This window comes from Yoonia rosea, assembly GCF_900156505.1.
In the GTDB taxonomy this organism is placed as follows: Bacteria; Pseudomonadota; Alphaproteobacteria; order Rhodobacterales; family Rhodobacteraceae; genus Yoonia; species Yoonia rosea.
In genome coordinates this window covers 625,383-641,671 of record NZ_FTPR01000001.1, presented here as the reverse complement: position 1 = coordinate 641,671, position 16,289 = coordinate 625,383, and the positions used below count along the sequence as shown (strand labels likewise).

General features: G+C 58.7%; 16 protein-coding genes. 7 read left to right on the top strand and 9 right to left on the bottom strand.

All coding sequences use genetic code 11. The annotated features are described in order from the left end of the window. Positions 1-109 precede the first annotated feature (109 nt). The 6 genes from B0B09_RS03060 to B0B09_RS03035 all read left to right on the top strand — a co-directional run bounded on the left by B0B09_RS03060 (position 110) and on the right by B0B09_RS03035 (position 4,565). A complete protein-coding gene (locus B0B09_RS03060; protein ID WP_076658315.1) occupies positions 110-907 on the top strand; it encodes a chromate resistance protein ChrB domain-containing protein in 798 nt (265 codons plus the stop codon). After that, the gene (chrA, locus tag B0B09_RS03055; protein WP_076658314.1) at positions 904-2,157 is read left to right on the top strand and encodes a chromate efflux transporter; all 1,254 of its coding nucleotides are present in this window, start codon (positions 904-906) and stop codon (positions 2,155-2,157) included. The genes B0B09_RS03060 and chrA overlap by 4 nt, the downstream gene beginning before the upstream one ends. Positions 2,158-2,223: 66 nt before the next feature. Then, positions 2,224-2,694: an SspB family protein gene (locus B0B09_RS03050; RefSeq protein ID WP_076658313.1), complete on the top strand. Its 471-nt coding sequence runs from the start codon at positions 2,224-2,226 to the stop codon at positions 2,692-2,694. A gap of 85 nt (positions 2,695-2,779) precedes the next feature. After that, positions 2,780-4,171, top strand: a complete 1,392-nt coding sequence (gene fumC, locus B0B09_RS03045) for a class II fumarate hydratase (protein WP_076658312.1) — start codon at positions 2,780-2,782, stop codon at positions 4,169-4,171. Continuing rightward, complete coding sequence (locus B0B09_RS03040) at positions 4,168-4,344, top strand: DUF4169 family protein (protein ID WP_076658311.1); 177 nt, start codon at positions 4,168-4,170, stop codon at positions 4,342-4,344. The genes fumC and B0B09_RS03040 overlap by 4 nt, the downstream gene beginning before the upstream one ends. After that, complete coding sequence (locus B0B09_RS03035; protein ID WP_076658310.1) at positions 4,344-4,565, top strand: ribbon-helix-helix domain-containing protein; 222 nt, start codon at positions 4,344-4,346, stop codon at positions 4,563-4,565. The genes B0B09_RS03040 and B0B09_RS03035 overlap by 1 nt, the downstream gene beginning before the upstream one ends. On the opposite strand, the gene B0B09_RS03030 is transcribed toward B0B09_RS03035, so the two are convergent. The 4 genes from B0B09_RS03030 to B0B09_RS03015 all read right to left on the bottom strand — a co-directional run bounded on the left by B0B09_RS03030 (position 4,562) and on the right by B0B09_RS03015 (position 8,495). Beyond that, on the bottom strand, positions 4,562-4,807 hold the full coding sequence (locus tag B0B09_RS03030) for a hypothetical protein (RefSeq protein ID WP_076658309.1): 246 nt from the start codon (positions 4,805-4,807) through the stop codon (positions 4,562-4,564). The genes B0B09_RS03035 and B0B09_RS03030 overlap by 4 nt on opposite strands. 245 nt (positions 4,808-5,052) lie before the next feature. Further along, positions 5,053-6,405 carry a cytochrome P450 gene (locus B0B09_RS03025; RefSeq protein ID WP_076658308.1) on the bottom strand — a complete coding sequence of 451 codons (1,353 nt, stop codon included), beginning with the start codon at positions 6,403-6,405 and terminating at the stop codon, positions 5,053-5,055. Continuing rightward, positions 6,405-7,679 (bottom strand): hypothetical protein, encoded by a 1,275-nt coding sequence (locus B0B09_RS03020; RefSeq protein WP_076658307.1) that lies wholly within the window; start codon positions 7,677-7,679, stop codon positions 6,405-6,407. Before B0B09_RS03020 ends, B0B09_RS03025 begins: the two co-directional genes overlap by 1 nt. Positions 7,680-7,739: 60 nt before the next feature. Then, entirely contained in the window at positions 7,740-8,495 is a 756-nt protein-coding gene (locus B0B09_RS03015) for a cytochrome c biogenesis CcdA family protein (protein ID WP_076658306.1), read from the bottom strand. A gap of 103 nt (positions 8,496-8,598) precedes the next feature. Between B0B09_RS03015 and B0B09_RS03010 the strand changes: the two genes are divergently transcribed. Beyond that, positions 8,599-8,826: a sulfurtransferase TusA family protein gene (locus B0B09_RS03010; protein WP_055685705.1), complete on the top strand. Its 228-nt coding sequence runs from the start codon at positions 8,599-8,601 to the stop codon at positions 8,824-8,826. Positions 8,827-9,149: 323 nt separating this feature from the next. Here B0B09_RS03010 and B0B09_RS03000 read toward each other — a convergent pair whose 3' ends face one another. The 5 genes from B0B09_RS03000 to purS all read right to left on the bottom strand — a co-directional run bounded on the left by B0B09_RS03000 (position 9,150) and on the right by purS (position 16,258). Further along, on the bottom strand, positions 9,150-11,798 hold the full coding sequence (locus B0B09_RS03000) for an Rne/Rng family ribonuclease (protein ID WP_076658304.1): 2,649 nt from the start codon (positions 11,796-11,798) through the stop codon (positions 9,150-9,152). A gap of 419 nt (positions 11,799-12,217) precedes the next feature. Beyond that, positions 12,218-13,549 carry a sigma-54-dependent transcriptional regulator gene (locus B0B09_RS02995; protein ID WP_055292671.1) on the bottom strand — a complete coding sequence of 444 codons (1,332 nt, stop codon included), beginning with the start codon at positions 13,547-13,549 and terminating at the stop codon, positions 12,218-12,220. A gap of 11 nt (positions 13,550-13,560) precedes the next feature. Further along, positions 13,561-15,306: a sensor histidine kinase gene (locus tag B0B09_RS02990; RefSeq protein ID WP_076659761.1), complete on the bottom strand. Its 1,746-nt coding sequence runs from the start codon at positions 15,304-15,306 to the stop codon at positions 13,561-13,563. 53 nt (positions 15,307-15,359) lie between these two features. Continuing rightward, complete coding sequence (gene purQ / locus B0B09_RS02985) at positions 15,360-16,028, bottom strand: phosphoribosylformylglycinamidine synthase subunit PurQ (protein WP_076658303.1); 669 nt, start codon at positions 16,026-16,028, stop codon at positions 15,360-15,362. Then, positions 16,028-16,258: a phosphoribosylformylglycinamidine synthase subunit PurS gene (gene purS, locus B0B09_RS02980; RefSeq protein WP_076658302.1), complete on the bottom strand. Its 231-nt coding sequence runs from the start codon at positions 16,256-16,258 to the stop codon at positions 16,028-16,030. Before purS ends, purQ begins: the two co-directional genes overlap by 1 nt. Between the last annotated feature and the right edge of the window lie 31 nt (positions 16,259-16,289).

Here is a 16,289-nt window from a genome sequence, read left to right as displayed (position 1 = left end):
TTGACCCGCATCTGCCGATCACGCACAGTTCGGTTATGGGGTTTGCGACCACCCCGTAAGGCCCCGGCCAAAGCATCGCATCCACTGACAGCTTCAGAAGGGATGCACCATGGCTGCTTTCAATGAAATTACCCCCGCCAAGCTGATGCGCTTGATCGGCACCCCGCAATGCCCTGCCATTGTCGATGTCTGCATCGACGATGATTTTGCAGAAGACCCGCGTTTGATCCCGACGTCTTTTCGGCATCCCCACGCCGATGTCGACGGGCTGATCGCGCGTCTGGATGGCAAGGACACGGTCATCGCCTGCCATCAAGGTCTGAAACTGTCGCAAGGGGTGGCCGCACATCTGCGGGCGCGTGGCCTCAGCGCGCAGATCGTGACCGGCGGAAAGGTCGCGTGGCGTGACGCCAAACTGCCTGCCGTGCCAGCCAGTGCCATCCTCGGCCGGCTTTGGGTGACACGCCACCGCCCCAAGATCGACCGCATCGCCTGCCCTTGGCTGATCCGCCGTTTCGTTGATCCGCAGGCGGAATTCTTGTTCGTGCCCCCTTCCGCCGTCCAAGGCGTCGCCGAACGCTTCCATGCCACGCCGTTTGATATCGAGGACGGTGAATGGAGCCATCATGGCGATCTTTGCACTTTTGATATGATGATTGACCGTTTCGGGCTCAGCCACCCTGCCCTTGATACACTTGCGACGGTCGTGCGCGCTGCGGATACCGACCAGCACGCGCTTGCCCCGCAAGCCGCAGGTCTTTTGGCTGTATCTGTCGGACTGTCACGTATGTTTCGTGATGATATCGCACAGTTGGAAGCAGGGATGTTGCTTTACGACGCATTTTACAGGTGGGCACGTGATGGGCAGGATGAAGGCCATGATTGGCCCGCCGGACGCGCACAATGACGCATGAACTGATCGCTGTCTTCGGGCGCATCGGCCTGATGTCCTTTGGTGGGCCCGCAGCCCAGATCGCCCTGATGCACAAAGAGCTTGTCGAGAAGCGTGACTGGCTGAGCGAGGAGCAATTCCTGCGCGCGCTGTCGTTCTGCATGTTGTTGCCGGGGCCTGAGGCGATGCAACTGGCCACCTATGCCGGATGGAAGCGGCAGGGCATGATCGGCGGGCTGATCGGGGGCGGGCTTTTTGTGTTGCCGGGCGCGCTGGTGATCATGGTGCTAGCCTTGGCCTATGGCGCTTACGGGAACCAGCCCGTTGTGCAGGCGCTGTTTCTTGGCGTCAAGGCGACCGTTGTGATCATCGTTATCGAAGCGCTGTTAAAGATTGCGCGGCGGGCGCTGATTAAGCGGGCGCATCTCTTTCTTGCCGTTGCGGCCTTTGTCGCACTGTTCTTCTTTGCCCTCCCCTTTCCCTTGGTCATCGCCCTTGCCGCATTGATCGGCGCGTTGGGCCAGACTGGTGCCGTCACAACACCGACCATCCGTTCCGGCAGCTTACGCACCAGCCTATCGGTCTTGCTCATCGGCGGTTTGATCTGGGCGGCACCTTTTGGCCTGATCGCCCTCTCGGGCAACACGTTTCTTTTGGATGTCGGCACCTTCTTTTCGACCCTTGCGGTGGTCACCTTCGGCGGGGCCTATGCCGTGCTTGCCTATATGACCCAAGAGGTCGTGGTGTCTTTTGGCTGGCTCAGCACCGCTCAGATGATGGATGCTTTGGGACTGGCAGAAACAACGCCGGGGCCGCTGATCCTCGTCACCCAATTTGTGGGGATGATCGCAGGCATGGCCGAAGGCGGCGCAGCGATGGCGTTGCTGGCAGGCGCGTTGACGCTTTGGGTCACCTTTGTGCCCTGCTTTATCTGGATCTTCGCAGGCGCGCCGCTGATCGACTGGCTGGACGGGCGGCCACGGTTGCGCGGCGCTTTGGCCGCGATCACGGCGGCGGTTGTCGGCGTCATCGCCAATCTGTCGCTCTGGTTCGCCCTGCATGTGTTCTTCGGTCAGGTTGATACGGTCATTCTTGGCCCTTTGCAGTTCATCTGGCCTGCTCTCAACACTCTGCAACCGCTGGCGCTTGGCCTTGCCGCGATCACAGGGCTACTTTTGCTGTGGCGCCATTGGCCGCTGCCGCTTGTCTTGCTCATTTCGGCGGCGCTCAGCCTTGCTGCGGCAGCTATCGGCGGTACGATCTGACGCCCCCCCTTTCAACCCGCTTCGAATCCCCTATGCTAGCGCCAAGACCGCAAGGAGAGCACAGCCGTGACGACCACCATCGACTATGGAAATCTGATGCACCGCGCGATGCGTGGGTTGATCCAAGAGGTCCTGACGGATGTGCAGAAAAAGGGGCTCCCGGGTGAGCACCATTTCTTCATCACCTTTGACACGATGCACCCTGACGTGGAAATCGCCGATTGGCTGTCCGACCGGTATCCTGGCGAAATGACCGTGGTGATCCAGCACTGGTTTGACAATCTGGACGTCACCGATGAGGGCTTTACGATCACGCTGAACTTCGGGGATAACCCCGAGACTCTTTACATCCCTTATGATGCGATCAAGACCTTCGTGGACCCGTCCGTCGAATTCGGCCTGCGGTTCGAGACGCAGAACGAAGATGACACCACCGAAGAAGTGGCAGAGGCCCCGATGGACGAAATGGTCGAACCAGAAGAAGACAAAGCGCCCAAAGAGGCCGAAGTCGTCAGCCTTGATCAATTTCGCAAGTAATCACCCGCCCTTGGCAGTGATGCGATATTGCGCAAACGCCCCCTGCTGCCTATAGGTCAGATGCGAGAAGCCTAAGGGGAACATCATGACCAATACACGTACAGAAACCGACAGTTTTGGCCCGCTGGAGGTTCCCAGCGACCGCTATTGGGGCGCACAAACGCAGCGCTCGATCATGAACTTCCCCATCGGCTGGGAGAAGCAGCCGGTTGCCATCGTGCGCGGTTTAGGTGTGATCAAACAGGCCTGTGCCATGGCCAACAAGGAGCGTGGCAAACTGGACCCCGCACTGGCCGATGCGATTATCGCGGCCGCCGCCGAAGTGGTGGCAGGCAAGCTCGATGATCACTTTCCTCTGGTGGTCTGGCAGACGGGATCGGGCACGCAATCGAACATGAACGCCAATGAGGTGGTGTCAAACCGCGCGATTGAAATGCTGGGCGGTGTGATCGGATCGAAAGACCCTGTGCACCCCAACGATCACTGCAACATGGGCCAGTCGTCCAACGATACCTTCCCCACCGCAATGCATATCGCCGTGGCGATGACAGCCCGCGACGTGCTGCTGCCGGGGCTCGAGAAGCTCCACGCGGCTCTGGCGGCAAAACAGGCGGAATTTGATGATATCATCAAGATCGGCCGCACACATACGATGGATGCCACGCCACTGACACTGGGTCAGGAATTTTCGGGCTACACCCATCAAGTCGCCATGGGGATCCGCCGGATCAAGGCCGCCCTGCCCGCGATCTATGAACTGGCGCAAGGTGGCACAGCTGTTGGAACAGGCCTGAACACACCCAAAGGCTGGGGCGAAACCGTGGCGGCACATATGGCCGAGATCACCGGTCTGCCCTTCGTCACCGCGCCTAACAAATTCGAAGCGCTGGCTGCACATGACGCGCTTGTCGAAATGTCGGGTGCGCTGAAGACCGTCGCCGTCAGCCTTTACAAGATCGCTGCAGATATCCGCATGCTGGGCTCTGGCCCGCGCTGTGGTCTGGGCGAGTTGATGTTGCCCGAGAATGAACCCGGCTCATCCATCATGCCGGGCAAGGTGAACCCCACACAGGTTGAAGCGCTGACGCAGGTTTGCGCCCATGTCATGGGCAATGACGCCGCCGTCGGTTTTGCCGGCTCGCAGGGGCACTTTGAGCTGAACGTGATGAAGCCAATGATGGCCTATAACGTGTTGCAATCTATGCAGCTTTTGGGTGACGCATCGGTCACATTCACCGATAACTGCGTTGTCGGCATTCGGGCTGATCGCACACGGATCGAAAAACTGATGCGGGAATCGCTGATGCTGGTCACGGCTTTGGCCCCTACTATCGGCTATGACAACGCCACGACGGTCGCCAAGACAGCGCATAAGAACGGCACGACGCTCAAAGAGGAAGCGATCAAGCTGGGCTTTGTGGATGAGGCGACCTTTGAAAAGGTCGTGCGCCCAGAGGACATGATCGGGCCAAAATGAAGCCTGTGAACCTCAATCAGGTGCGCAAGGCGAAAACGCGTGCCGAGGCCAAGGCCAAAGCGGACGAAAACGCCGTACGCTTTGGTCGCACGAAGGCCGAAAAGGTATTGGATGCGACCCGCGCGAAACAGGCCAGCGACAGGCTCTCGCAACTGAAGTTCGAAGACGAGTGATGGATCATCGGCGCCCCGTGAAGCGGTCTTTGACCTTGCGTGGGCACCGCACAAGCGTGTCGCTTGAAGATATCTTTTGGGATGCGTTCCGCCGATATGCGGATGAAGACGGCGATACCATCAACGGACTGGCCGCTAAAATAGACGAAGCCCGAGGTGATCTCGGGCTTGCTTCAGCGATACGGATTTTCGTGCTCGAGCGTGCGCTCAAACGGGTTTAGGACTTGGAAGAATACAGCGCGCCACGCAGGCTGGAAAGTTGTGCACTTGCATCCAGCTCGCCCTCGCTCAGCTTTGCAGGCTTGACCGGCTTTGCCGTGCGGGCTTGCTTGTCAAACAGCTTGGCAAGCTGTGAACCATCAAGCTGCTTTTTCGCAGTCGGGCGCTTTGCAGCGGTATCATCGTTACGCTTAAACAGGCCAGTAAGACCTTTTCTTGACGAACCTGGCAGCGAAATTGTCATGAGATCGAGCCCCCTCTTTAAAGATACATACTCTGTTAAACTGAGAATGGCACAATGTAGACAACAGGGCAAATGTCCGTTCAAGTGCCATATTTCGACAACAGAACCTAAGGCATTGTTATTATTATATTAAGAGAGTTATCGCAGCATTAACCTTTCAATCATTATGTCATAATCTCTGCGCAAATTACTAACAAAGCAGCCGAACCTGCCCAATTTGTCAGCGATAGCGAAACAATGCCATCCTACCGCGCCCTGATTCGCAGCCAGATGCCTGCTGTCGAACGCACTGTCAGATGGGCCACGGGGACAGGACTGCGTCCGTCGACCGCTGAAAATTCATAGGCCTTTAGCAACCGCGCCAAAACCACGACCCCTTCGATCAGGGCAAACCCCGCCCCCGAACAAATCCGCGGTCCTGCCGAAAACGGCATGTAGGCATCACGCGCGCAGGCCTTGCCGTTCTCGGTGTCCCATCGTGCGGGATCAAAGGCATCCGGATGATCCCAAAGCCGCGTGTGCCGGTGCAGATGCCAAGGTGACAGGACAATCTGCGCCCCGCGCTTGATTGTGCGGCCCCGAAATTCCTGTGTCTCTGATGCTTCGCGCACCATCATGGGCACCGCCGGGTAAAGGCGCAGGGTCTCGCGGAACACATCACGGGTATCTTTCAGTTTTGACAGGTGGGCGAACGCACCGTCAAAACCGTCCGCCTCAGCACGCAGCCTGTCTTGCCATTCAGGATAGAGCGCCAAAAGATAGAGCGCCCAAGCCAGTACTGCCGCGCTGGTTTCATGCCCTGCCAGAAAGAAGATTGCGACCTGATCAATCATCTCGTCTCGTGAAAACACATCGCCCGTCACGGGGTCCTTGGTCGTCAGGATCTTTGTCGCCAGATCATCCGGCGCCTTGCCTGCGGCAATCAGGTCCAGCCGATCCTGGGTCAGCTTTGTAATCAACGCGCGAATGTGTCGTGCATGACGCCGCGTTTCAGAGCGGAAAAACCGCGGCATCCAAGCGGGGCCACGCACAAAGGCCGCAAGGTTCAGGATCGGCTGCGTGCGTTGATAGGCGCGAAACGCATGAAAGACCTCTTGTGCGGTCTCGTCCTCGATCGGGATCGAAAACAGCGTACGAAAGATCACATCGGCGGCAATATGACTGGTGATCGCCTCGATCTCTTGCGGCTCATCCGGCGGCAGGCCTGCGAGCCGCGCCACACCTGCATCGGCAGCATCACATATGCCCGGATAGGTATCGCGCAACCGCCCCCCCTCGAACGCAGGATCGATAATGCGACGTTGGCGTTTCCACGTGTCCCCATTCGTCAGAAAGACACTGTCACCCAACAAAGGGCGCAGCCCCGCACCGATACGGTCGGATTTGGGAAAGGCATCAGGATTGCGCACCAGCACCTCTTTCACCAGCTCCGGATCATTCACCAGATAGCTGCGAAAGAACGGCGTGCGGAATTCGGCCATCCATGCGCGGTAAAGCTTGGCCGGCTGTGCCGACAGAATATCCTTGCGGAACAGGCGCATGTACCGCCACAGCGACACTTTCTCAGGCCGCGAGGCAGGTTTGGGCGGCAGCTGCATCAGGGCACCTGCGACGTGTATTTGGACACAGGGATATCAATGCGCGATCCGGAGGGTTTGCGCCCAGCATAGCGCGCAGCAAGCGTCAACGGACCCGCCGTAATCTGGAAATAGTCGTAATCCTTAGGCTGGTCAAAGGCGCAAAGATACTGAAAATGCAGCCGAAAGAACCGCCACCGCAGCGCTTTCCACCGTGCAGGCGTCAGGCTTTGGGTGAAGGCCGCCGATATCACCAGGGGCCAGCGCTTGTTCTCAGGGGCAACGCCCGACACCGCCACCGGATCGCACAAGGCAAAACAGCATCCGTCACCGGGGGCCGACACATCAACCCAAGTGATCGCGTCACTGGCGGACAAATCCGCCAGATCGCGCCGCAGTTCACGTGCGCGCGGCAGGAACGACACCATCGGCACTACCTGCCCCAGCGACAAAAACGCCAAGGCCGGGCCGTTCTCGGGCACCTGCCCCGCGCGCAGCATTTCGGCAAGGATCGACACCGCCAGATGTGCCCCCGATGAATGCCCGACGACAAGCACTTCATCCACGTCCTCTTTCAAGGCGGCCGCGATAAGCGTCTGGAATTCGCGCATGCGCGCTGCCAATGCGGGCGGCGTCTGCCCCCGCAATTGTGCCGAATAGGCGTAGTCATGCATGAGGTAATAGGCAAAAAGCTTGTTATCTCGGGCCTTGAACCAGCGCAGGATCGCCACCGCGACCACGACCGTCACGAGCCAACCCAAGGCCCAGAGCCCCCACGCGAGGCCTGTGAACACGCCGCCTTCGGTTAATCCGAGCCAGGCCAAAGCACCCTGCCCGCCTGTTTCCACAAGCCCGCCAAGCCATGACCCGACCCCGATCGCCAAGGCCAGTTGTGTCAGCAACATCACCACCGGATAAAGCGCCGCAATCACCGGCCCTTTGCGCATCCACATCAGACGGCGCAACGTGCCGGTGCTGATATAGGTCCAAGCGGTTTGCACCAGTTGCAGATAGGTTGCCGGAATCGCGTGCGCCATGCTGTCCCGCACGATGTCGGACCAGACCAGAATATCGATTTGCGACATGACAGGCTGACCTGCGATCCGTGCGCCCACGGTCCAGCGGAAAGACGCGTCCGAGGTCTCTGCCTTGATCCCGATCTCATAGCCGCTGATTTTGGCCTGTGCCGCGCCCTCGGTGCGGTAGAGCTCACGGTAGCGGCGGGGAGGAAACGGATCGTAGCCGGGAATATGGAAGACCCGCCGTAACCTGACCTGTCCTGTCTGTGCGCTCATCGCTGCCCCTCTTTGCTTGTGCGGGACAGGTTAGCGGGTTCTTTGGAAAAGGATAAGAGCCTAGCCAATCAAAGCCAGTGCCGGGAACCGCTCAAGCAGCCAATAGCTGAAGGCCGCGAATTGACCGGTCATCATCATCAGGCCCACGGTCCACAACAACAGGCCCGAGATCTTTTCGATCCGGTCCATATGGCGCTTCATCCAGCCCATAACCCCTTTGAGGCGCGGAAAGAACGCCGCAACAAGCAAGAAAGGAATGCCCAGCCCGAAAGCATAGACCGCCAGTAAGACAGTCCCGCGTGCGACATCCGCCTCAGAGGCGGCAAGGCTGAGGATTGCGCCAAGGATCGGCCCAAGGCAGGGTGTCCAGCCAAAAGCAAAGGCAAGGCCCAAGAGATAGGCGCCGAAAGCCGATCCGCCCTTGTCACCCGCATCAACGCGCAATTCCCGGTCCAGAAACCCGATCCGAAACACCCCGATGAAATGCGCGCCAAGGACCATGATCATCGCACCTGCGACGATGACAAACCAATCCTGCACCTGCAAAAGCATCCGGCCCATTGTCGAAAACGCGAGGCCCAAAAGCAGGAAGATCGTTGACAGTCCCAGCACAAAGAAAACAGCCGAGAGAAAGACGCGCTTGCGCGCTGCGCGTGTCTCTTCCATTTCGCTGACAGATACACCGCCCATATAGGCAAGATAGGGCGGCACAACGGGTAGCACACAGGGGCTGAGGAACGACAGAATGCCCGCCAGCATGGCGATCAACATCGCAGGTAGCAATGCGGCGTCAAAAATCAGAGCAGTGTCGAGCATTTCATTTCCTTTGCCCCTGCTTAAGCGAGCTTTTGCACGAGGTCACGGTCCAAGTTGTCACAAGTTGGTGGACAAATTGAAACATCGCGCCTACCTCCTCGCTATGACCTATGATGCTGATCTTGATGCCAAAGGGCTGCTCTGCCCGCTCCCTGTGCTGAAAGCGCGCAAACGCCTGCAGGCCCTGGGCTCTGGACAGGTGCTGCGCGTCCTGGCCGATGATCCGGCCGCGATTGTTGATGTGCCGCATTTTTGCGCCGAAGCGGGCCATGCGTTGATTGCAACGGAAGACACGGCGGACGGACAGCTTTATTTCATCAAGAAGGCCTGATTGGGGACAACGGCAAAGCCGTATCCAAGCGCCTAGGCCACGTCCCGACACTGGCGATCATGCGCAGGTCAGGTTTCGCTTCAGTCAAAGCCGCAGCGGCATGCCCTGCCGCGCACACAGTGGTTTGCGCGATCACTGACATAGGCCCCAGCATCGTGCCAAGCGGGACCGGACAGCGGTTTGCGGGCCAGTGCGACCCGTTGGTTCATGGCGCAAAAAAGGCGCCACCCAGCGGGCAGCGCCAAATTTGCTTTTCGCGTTTCGCAGTGCAAGTGCCGCACCCGGAAAACCGAAGTCTCCCGCGATCACGACACAGCCGGACATCAGCCGCCCAGCGACCACCATCCCTTGCGCTTGGGCTTTGCCTTCTCCGGCTTCGCCTCTTCCGTCGTAGCGGTCGCAGGAACAGGTTCCGGCTTGGCTTCCGGTACAGGTTCCGGCGCCGGCGCGGGTTCAGCCGCAGGTTCAGCAGCGGAAGCTTCTGCGACAGGTGCCGTCTCTTCTTTTGGCTTCGGCTTGGCGCGGCTGCGGCTCTTGGGCTTTGTCACTTCTGCAGGAGCAGCGTCCTCTGACGCGGCATCAGCAACAGCAGGCGCTTCTGCTTCGACATCCGCCTTCTTGCGACGCGTCCGCTTTTTCGGCGCAGGCTGTTCCTCAGCAGGCGCTTCGGCAGCCGTCTCCTCAACCGGCGCGGCTTCCGCTGCGGTCTCGGTTTCAGGTGTTACCGCCTTCTTGCTACGGCTACGCGTGCGCTTGGGCTTGTCCTCGGGTGCCGGCGCTTCGGCAGGAGCCTCTTGCGGTGCGGCCTCGGCATTGTCATCGGAGGACTCGTCATCACCGTTCTGATGATCACCATTCTGGTTCTCACCGTTGTTGCCGCTGCCACCGCGACGGCGCCGACGCCTGCGGCGCTTGCGCTTGGGCTTGTCTTCACCATCGCCCCCAGAGGCATGACCTGCACCACCTTGCGTATTGCTGTCCGCGTCCTCATCGCTGTCGATGATGATATTTTCATCGGCGACGACATCATCATCGTCATCCATCATGACCGCAGAGGCGACAACCGGCGCTGCATCGGGAACCACACGTGTGGCTGTCTTGAACTTCTCGATCGCAAAGTCAGGCGATACGAGCGTTGGATCACATTCGATGCGGACAGACATGCCATAGCGCGCTTCGATATCCGCGATATGTTCGCGCTTGCCGTTCATCAGGAAGTTCGCAATCGAAATCGGCGCCTTGATCAGCACCTCTTTGGACCTTCCGCGCACGCCCTCTTCTTCCAAGGCGCGCAGGATTGAAAGTGCGACGTTATCGTCAGAGCGGAGCAAGCCGGTGCCGTGGCAATGGCTACACATCTGTGTGGTCGCCTCAAGCATACCGGGGCGCAGGCGCTGGCGGGACATTTCCATCAGGCCAAAGCCCGAAATCCGGCCCACCTGAATGCGCGCGCGGTCGGTCTTGAGCTTGTCCTTGAACCGCTTTTCAACGGCGGCGTTGTTGCGACGTTCATCCATGTCGATGAAGTCGATCACGATCAGACCGGCCAAGTCACGCAGGCGCAACTGGCGCGCAACCTCATCGGCGGCTTCAAGGTTGGTCTTGAGCGCGGTCTGTTCAATCGAGCCTTCTTTGGTCGCGCGACCAGAGTTGACGTCGATGGCCACCAGCGCCTCGGTAATCCCAATCACGATATAGCCGCCAGACGGCAGTTGGACCGTCGGGTTGAACATGCCATTGAGGTAGCCCTCAACCTGATAACGCGCATAAAGCGGCATCTGCTCGGCATAGTATTTCACGTTTTTGGCGTGGGACGGCATGATCATTTTCATGAAGTCCTTGGCCGTGCGGTACCCCGCCTCGCCCGCAACGATCACTTCGTCAATCTCTTTGGAATACAGATCGCGGATCGACCGTTTGATCAGATCGCCCTCTTCGTAGATCTTTGCCGGGGCTGTTGATTTCAGCGTGAGTTCACGGATTTGTTCCCACATCCGTTGCAGGTATTCATAATCACGCTTGATCTCGGCCTTGGTGCGTTGCGAACCGGCGGTCCGGATGATCAGACCGGCGCCTTCCGGCACGGTCATGTCATTGGCGATTTCTTTCAGCTTCTTGCGGTCGGCAGCATTGGTGATCTTGCGGCTGATACCGCCACCGCGCGCGGTGTTGGGCATCAAGACACAGTAGCGACCGGCCAGTGACAGATAGGTTGTCAGCGCCGCACCTTTATTGCCGCGCTCTTCTTTCACGACCTGGATCAAAAGGATCTGGCGCACCTTGATCACTTCTTGGATTTTATAGCGCTTCGGACGCGGCTTGCGCACAGGGCGCACTTCGTCCGTGTCGTCTTCTTCGGCGACGCTCTCAATCGTGTCGTCTGTGTTCTCTGAGTCTGCGCGGTCGGTATCCTCGTCATCATCAAGGTCTTCGTCAGCGGCAGGCGTATCGACAGGCGTCTCACCGACCAGCTCCATCGGAGAGCTGCCCTCTTCGCTGTCGCCCAGATCAATGGTTTCCATGCCCGCGATATCGCCCGAGGTCTCTTCCTCGTCGGTTTCAACTTCGGATGTGATGACCGCGTCATCGCTGGCTGCTTTAGCGGCGGCCGATCTGCTGCGGCGGCGGCGCGTTGGTTTTGGCTTTTCTTCCTCGGCCTCTGCTTCGGCTTTCAGGCTCTCGGCATAGGCTTTTTCCTCGGCGATCAGCGCTTCGCGATCCGCAATCGGGATCTGGTAGTAATCAGGATGGATTTCCGAGAACGCAAGAAAACCATGACGATTACCGCCATAGTCTACAAACGCGGCCTGCAGCGATGGTTCTACCCGTGTTACCTTTGCGAGGTATATATTGCCGGCAAGCTGGCGCTTGAACTGGCTTTCGAAATCAAATTCTTCGACTTTGTTTCCGTCGACCACTACAACGCGGGTTTCTTCCGCGTGCGTGGCATCTATTAGCATTTTCTTTGGCATTTTTTCCGTTCGCACATAACCGCGGTGGCGCCCCTGGGGGTGCCGAACTCCGTGTTACATGTCTAATTAAGGCGATCTGCGCGCGGGCTGTGCCAGCGCCCCTTGGGGCGGCTGCATCGTGCCTCATGTTGTGCGCGCTTTGCATCGCGTTTCTTCTCCGACCCCGCAAAAGCGCAGCCCGTTCATGGCCCAATCGGCGGTGTCGCACGATCCGTGGCGTTCTCCTGACCCCGGGGGATCAAATCAGCTGTCTTGTTTTGATGTGTGGTCAAAAAACAATGACAGAGAATCTCTATCGGCTGTCACCGCGCAACTGTCGCGCGAGCATCCGTACCCAATACATAAAGGAGGAACGGCACCCAACACAAGTACCTCTGTGCAGGGTGCCGAAAATCATCGTGGATTTATCGCAGCTTGGCCTAGAGATAATCAGACCGCTGTAGTCCGTACTTCGCCATCTTCTCGTTCAATGTCCGGCGCGGCAGGCAAAGCTCGTCCATCACCGCCACGATCGACCCGCGGTGCCGTCGCATGGTGTTGTCGATCAGCATGCGCTCGAACGCCTCGACAAATTCCTTGAGCGGTTTGCCTTCCGTGGTCATTGCGGGCTTTGCCTCATCCGTGTCCGCCATCAAAAGCGACGCAATCGAGCCCGAGCCGCGGCGGTTCTGGAGTACTGCGCGCTCGGCCACATTGATCAGCTGGCGCACATTGCCTGGCCACGGGGCCTGCAAAAGCTGTGCTGCCTCCTGAGCGCTGACCTCTGGCGCGTCGCAGCCGTATTCATCGGCGAATTGTTCGCCCAGACGGGTAAAGAGCGTCAGGATATCCTCTCCGCGCTGGCGCAGGGGCGGCACTGTGATGCGCAATGCGGCAAGCCGGTAAAAGAGGTCAGGCCGCAGCACGCTTTCGCAGGTCTGGTCCTGTTCTTGCAGGTTACAGATCGCAACGATGCGGGTTTCGGCAGGCGTGCCCTGATTGTTGATTGCCGTCAGCAAACGCGCCTGCAACGAATGGCTCAGCGCCTCGATGTCTTCCAGCACCAGCGTGCCACCGCGCGCTTCTTCCATCGCCGGGATCGGTTCATCATCATTGGCAGGGCCAAAGATGATCCGGCCCAATGTCTCTTCATTATGAGCAGAACAGCTGAGCAGAACGAACTTCTTATTGGCCCGCGCCCCAACCGCATGCAGCGCATGCGCGACAAGCGTTTTGCCAGTCCCCGTCTCACCCTCGACGAGAACATGTCCGTCCGCCTGCCCCAGATCGAGAATATCCTCTTTCAGCCGCTCCATCGGGGCCGACTGACCGATCAATTTCTTGATCAGCGCAGAGCCATCCGACAGCTCACGGCGCAACGCACGGTTATCAAGGGTCAAACGGCGGGCGGTGGTGGCCTTTTTCGCCAGTTCGGTCATCCGGTCGGGGTTGAACGGCTTTTCAAGAAAATCGAATGCGCCAACCCGCATCGCCTCAACCGCCATGGGCACGTCACCGTGGCCTGTGATCATGATCACAGGTAACGCGCTATCGACGCCTTTGATTTTTTTGAGAAACTGCATGCCGTCCATCCCTGGCATCTTGATGTCGCTGACAACGATACCTGGATAATCACTGCCCAGACCGCGCAGCGCCTCTTCCGCGGACGCGAATGTTTCGGTGTCAAAACCAGACAGTGCCAACCACTGTGAAATCGACTGCCGCATATCTTTCTCGTCATCAACAATCGCAATCTTCATGACTTTACTCATGGTTTTTTTCCTTACTCTGCCGCGGCAACATCCTGCCTTAACGTCGGCAGTTGCACCTCGAATATAGCCCCGCCATCAACTGCGTTGCGTGCAGTCAGGCGCCCGCCCAAGTCGTTGACGATCCCGGAAGAGATGGCAAGCCCAAGACCCACCCCATCACCAGGTTGTTTAGTGGTGTAAAAAGGCTCGAATAATTCGTCGAGATTGTCGATCCCCGCCCCGTTGTCACGGATTTGCAGGCTGACCGTATCACCGGCCGCAAGCAGGATTTCGATGGTCGGATTGGCGGACAGTTTGGTGGCATCCAATGCGTTACGCAGCAGATTGATAATCACCTGTTCCAGCCGCAGACGATCCCCCAGAATCATAACCGGTTCGTTGGGCAAAGTGCGGATGATATTGACCGCCCGCGTCTTCAATTGCGGCTCCATCAAAGAGAGCGCCGTGGACACCGCAGCCCTTGTATCTACGGGCTCAAACGCCTCTGCCCCCTTGCGGGCGTAAGACTTCAACTGACGCGTAATCGCCCCCATCCGTTCCAGCAGATCATCGATGCGCTGGAACGATGACAACGCCTCTTGTGGGCGCTCGCGCTGCAACAACAGCCGGGCACCTGCGAGATAGGTTTTCATCGCTGCCAAAGGCTGGTTCAACTCATGGCTCACCGCCGCCGACATCTCGCCCAAAGCCGCCAGTTTCGACGACTGCGCGATGGTCTGTTCGGCCACTTGCAAGGTCTTTTCGACCTTCTCGCGCTCGGCAATTTCCCGCTGCAAGCGGCGGTTCAGTGCGCGAAGCTCTGCTGACTCGCGCTGGAAAAAGACCAGACGTGACGCCGTGCGCCGTGAACTGCCCCAGAACAAGAGCGCCAGAAGGATCGCGAATCCCATGACCTCAAGCGCGAGAATCCCGTTCACACGCTCACGCACCGAGGCATAGGTCGTGTAGCTGACCATCCGCCAACCCTGATGCGGCACCCGCATTTCGCGCCGCAACACCGCCTCGCCGCGCAAATAGGCATCCGCAGGCAGTGCGCCCCAGCCTTGGGTCGCCCGTATGGCGCGCTCGATCGCAGAGGGCGCGGACTGGCGCGCCAAAGCCTCTTCTTCATTCAAGCCACGCCAGCGCGGTTCGGTGGCCATGATGATCGTTCCGGCGCTGTCCATCACCAGCACCGCGTCCGACACCCCTGCCCAACCGGTTTCAAGCCGCTGGCCGTTCACCTCGACCATAATGACACCCAAAAGCGTCCCCGCCACCTCGACACGCCGCGAGTAGACATAGGCAAAGCCACCCTCAGGGCGTTGATAGGTGGTGTAGACGGTCTGGTTGCTGCGTTGCGCATCCACAAAATAGGGGTTCTGCCGGTGGTCTGTTCCGATCCTGTTGCGGTCTGTCGCCGCCACCGCGCGCCCGTCGCGATCCAAAAGCGTGAGCGACGCGGCGCCAATTTCATCCACGAAAGACAAAAGCCGCGCCGTCGAGAGCGAGTAATCCTTGTCCTCCAGAGCTTTGATCAGATCCGGATCACGCGACAACAACTGCGGCACCACGGAATTGCGCTGCAACTCGTTCATCAGGTTGGTCACATAAAGTGCCAACCGCACATCAGAGCGGTTGCTGATGGTTTCGGTAAAACGCTGTGTCAGCAGCTGGTTCGAGACATAGATGACGATCACGCCAAACAGGCACACGACCAGCACCGCCAGCCGCAAGTACCATTTGCCGCGGCGTCGGCCGCTGCCGAGATCAGTCATACGCAACATATAACGAGTTTATAGCCGCGGTCGCAACGCGGCAAGCGAGCAGATCACGCTTGGGCAAATTGCCCCACCAACCCGCGGAAAAGCGCCTGCCCGTCGGTGCCGCCGTGGCCCGCATCCACTGCGCGTTCGGGGTGTGGCATCATGCCAAGCACACGGCGGTTCGCAGACAAAACGCCTGCGATATTGTTGATCGAGCCGTTCGGATTGTCTGCATAGGTGAATGCGATGCGATCCTCGGCGACAAGTGCGGCCAGCCCCTCTGCATCGACCGTATAATTGCCATCATGGTGCGCCACAGGAAAGCCCACACTGTCACCGGCGTTGTACCCCTCGGTGAACGCAGAATTCGAGGTTTCCACTTTCAAATCAACGGTTTTGCAGATGAACTTCAGATTCGCGTTGCGCATCAGCGCACCTGGCAAGAGCCCAGTTTCCGTCAAAACCTGAAAGCCGTTGCAGACGCCCAGCACATATCCACCACGGTCGGCATGGGCGACAACGGCCTTACAGATCGGCGATTGCGCCGCAATCGCACCGCAACGCAGGTAGTCACCAAATGAAAATCCGCCGGGGACAGCGACAAGATCAACATTGTCAGGCAAACTCGCGTCCTTGTGCCAGACCATGCTGACATCCGCACCAGCCGCCTTGAGTGCAACCGCCATATCGCGATCACAGTTCGATCCGGGGAAAACAATAACCGCAGCGCGCATCACACGACCTCGACGCTGTAGCTTTCGATCACGGTATTCGCGAGAAGCTTTTCGCACATCTCGTTGATCGTGTCCTCTGATGTGCCATCAGCCAGATCAAGCTCGATCACCTTACCCTGGCGCACACCGTTGACCCCGTCAAAGCCAAGGGTTCCAAGCGCGTGGCGGACTGCCTCGCCTTGTGGGTCCAGCACACCGTTTTTGAGCATGACATGTACGCGGGCTTTCATAGGCAGGTCCTTTGTTCGCTAGGGTCGCAAG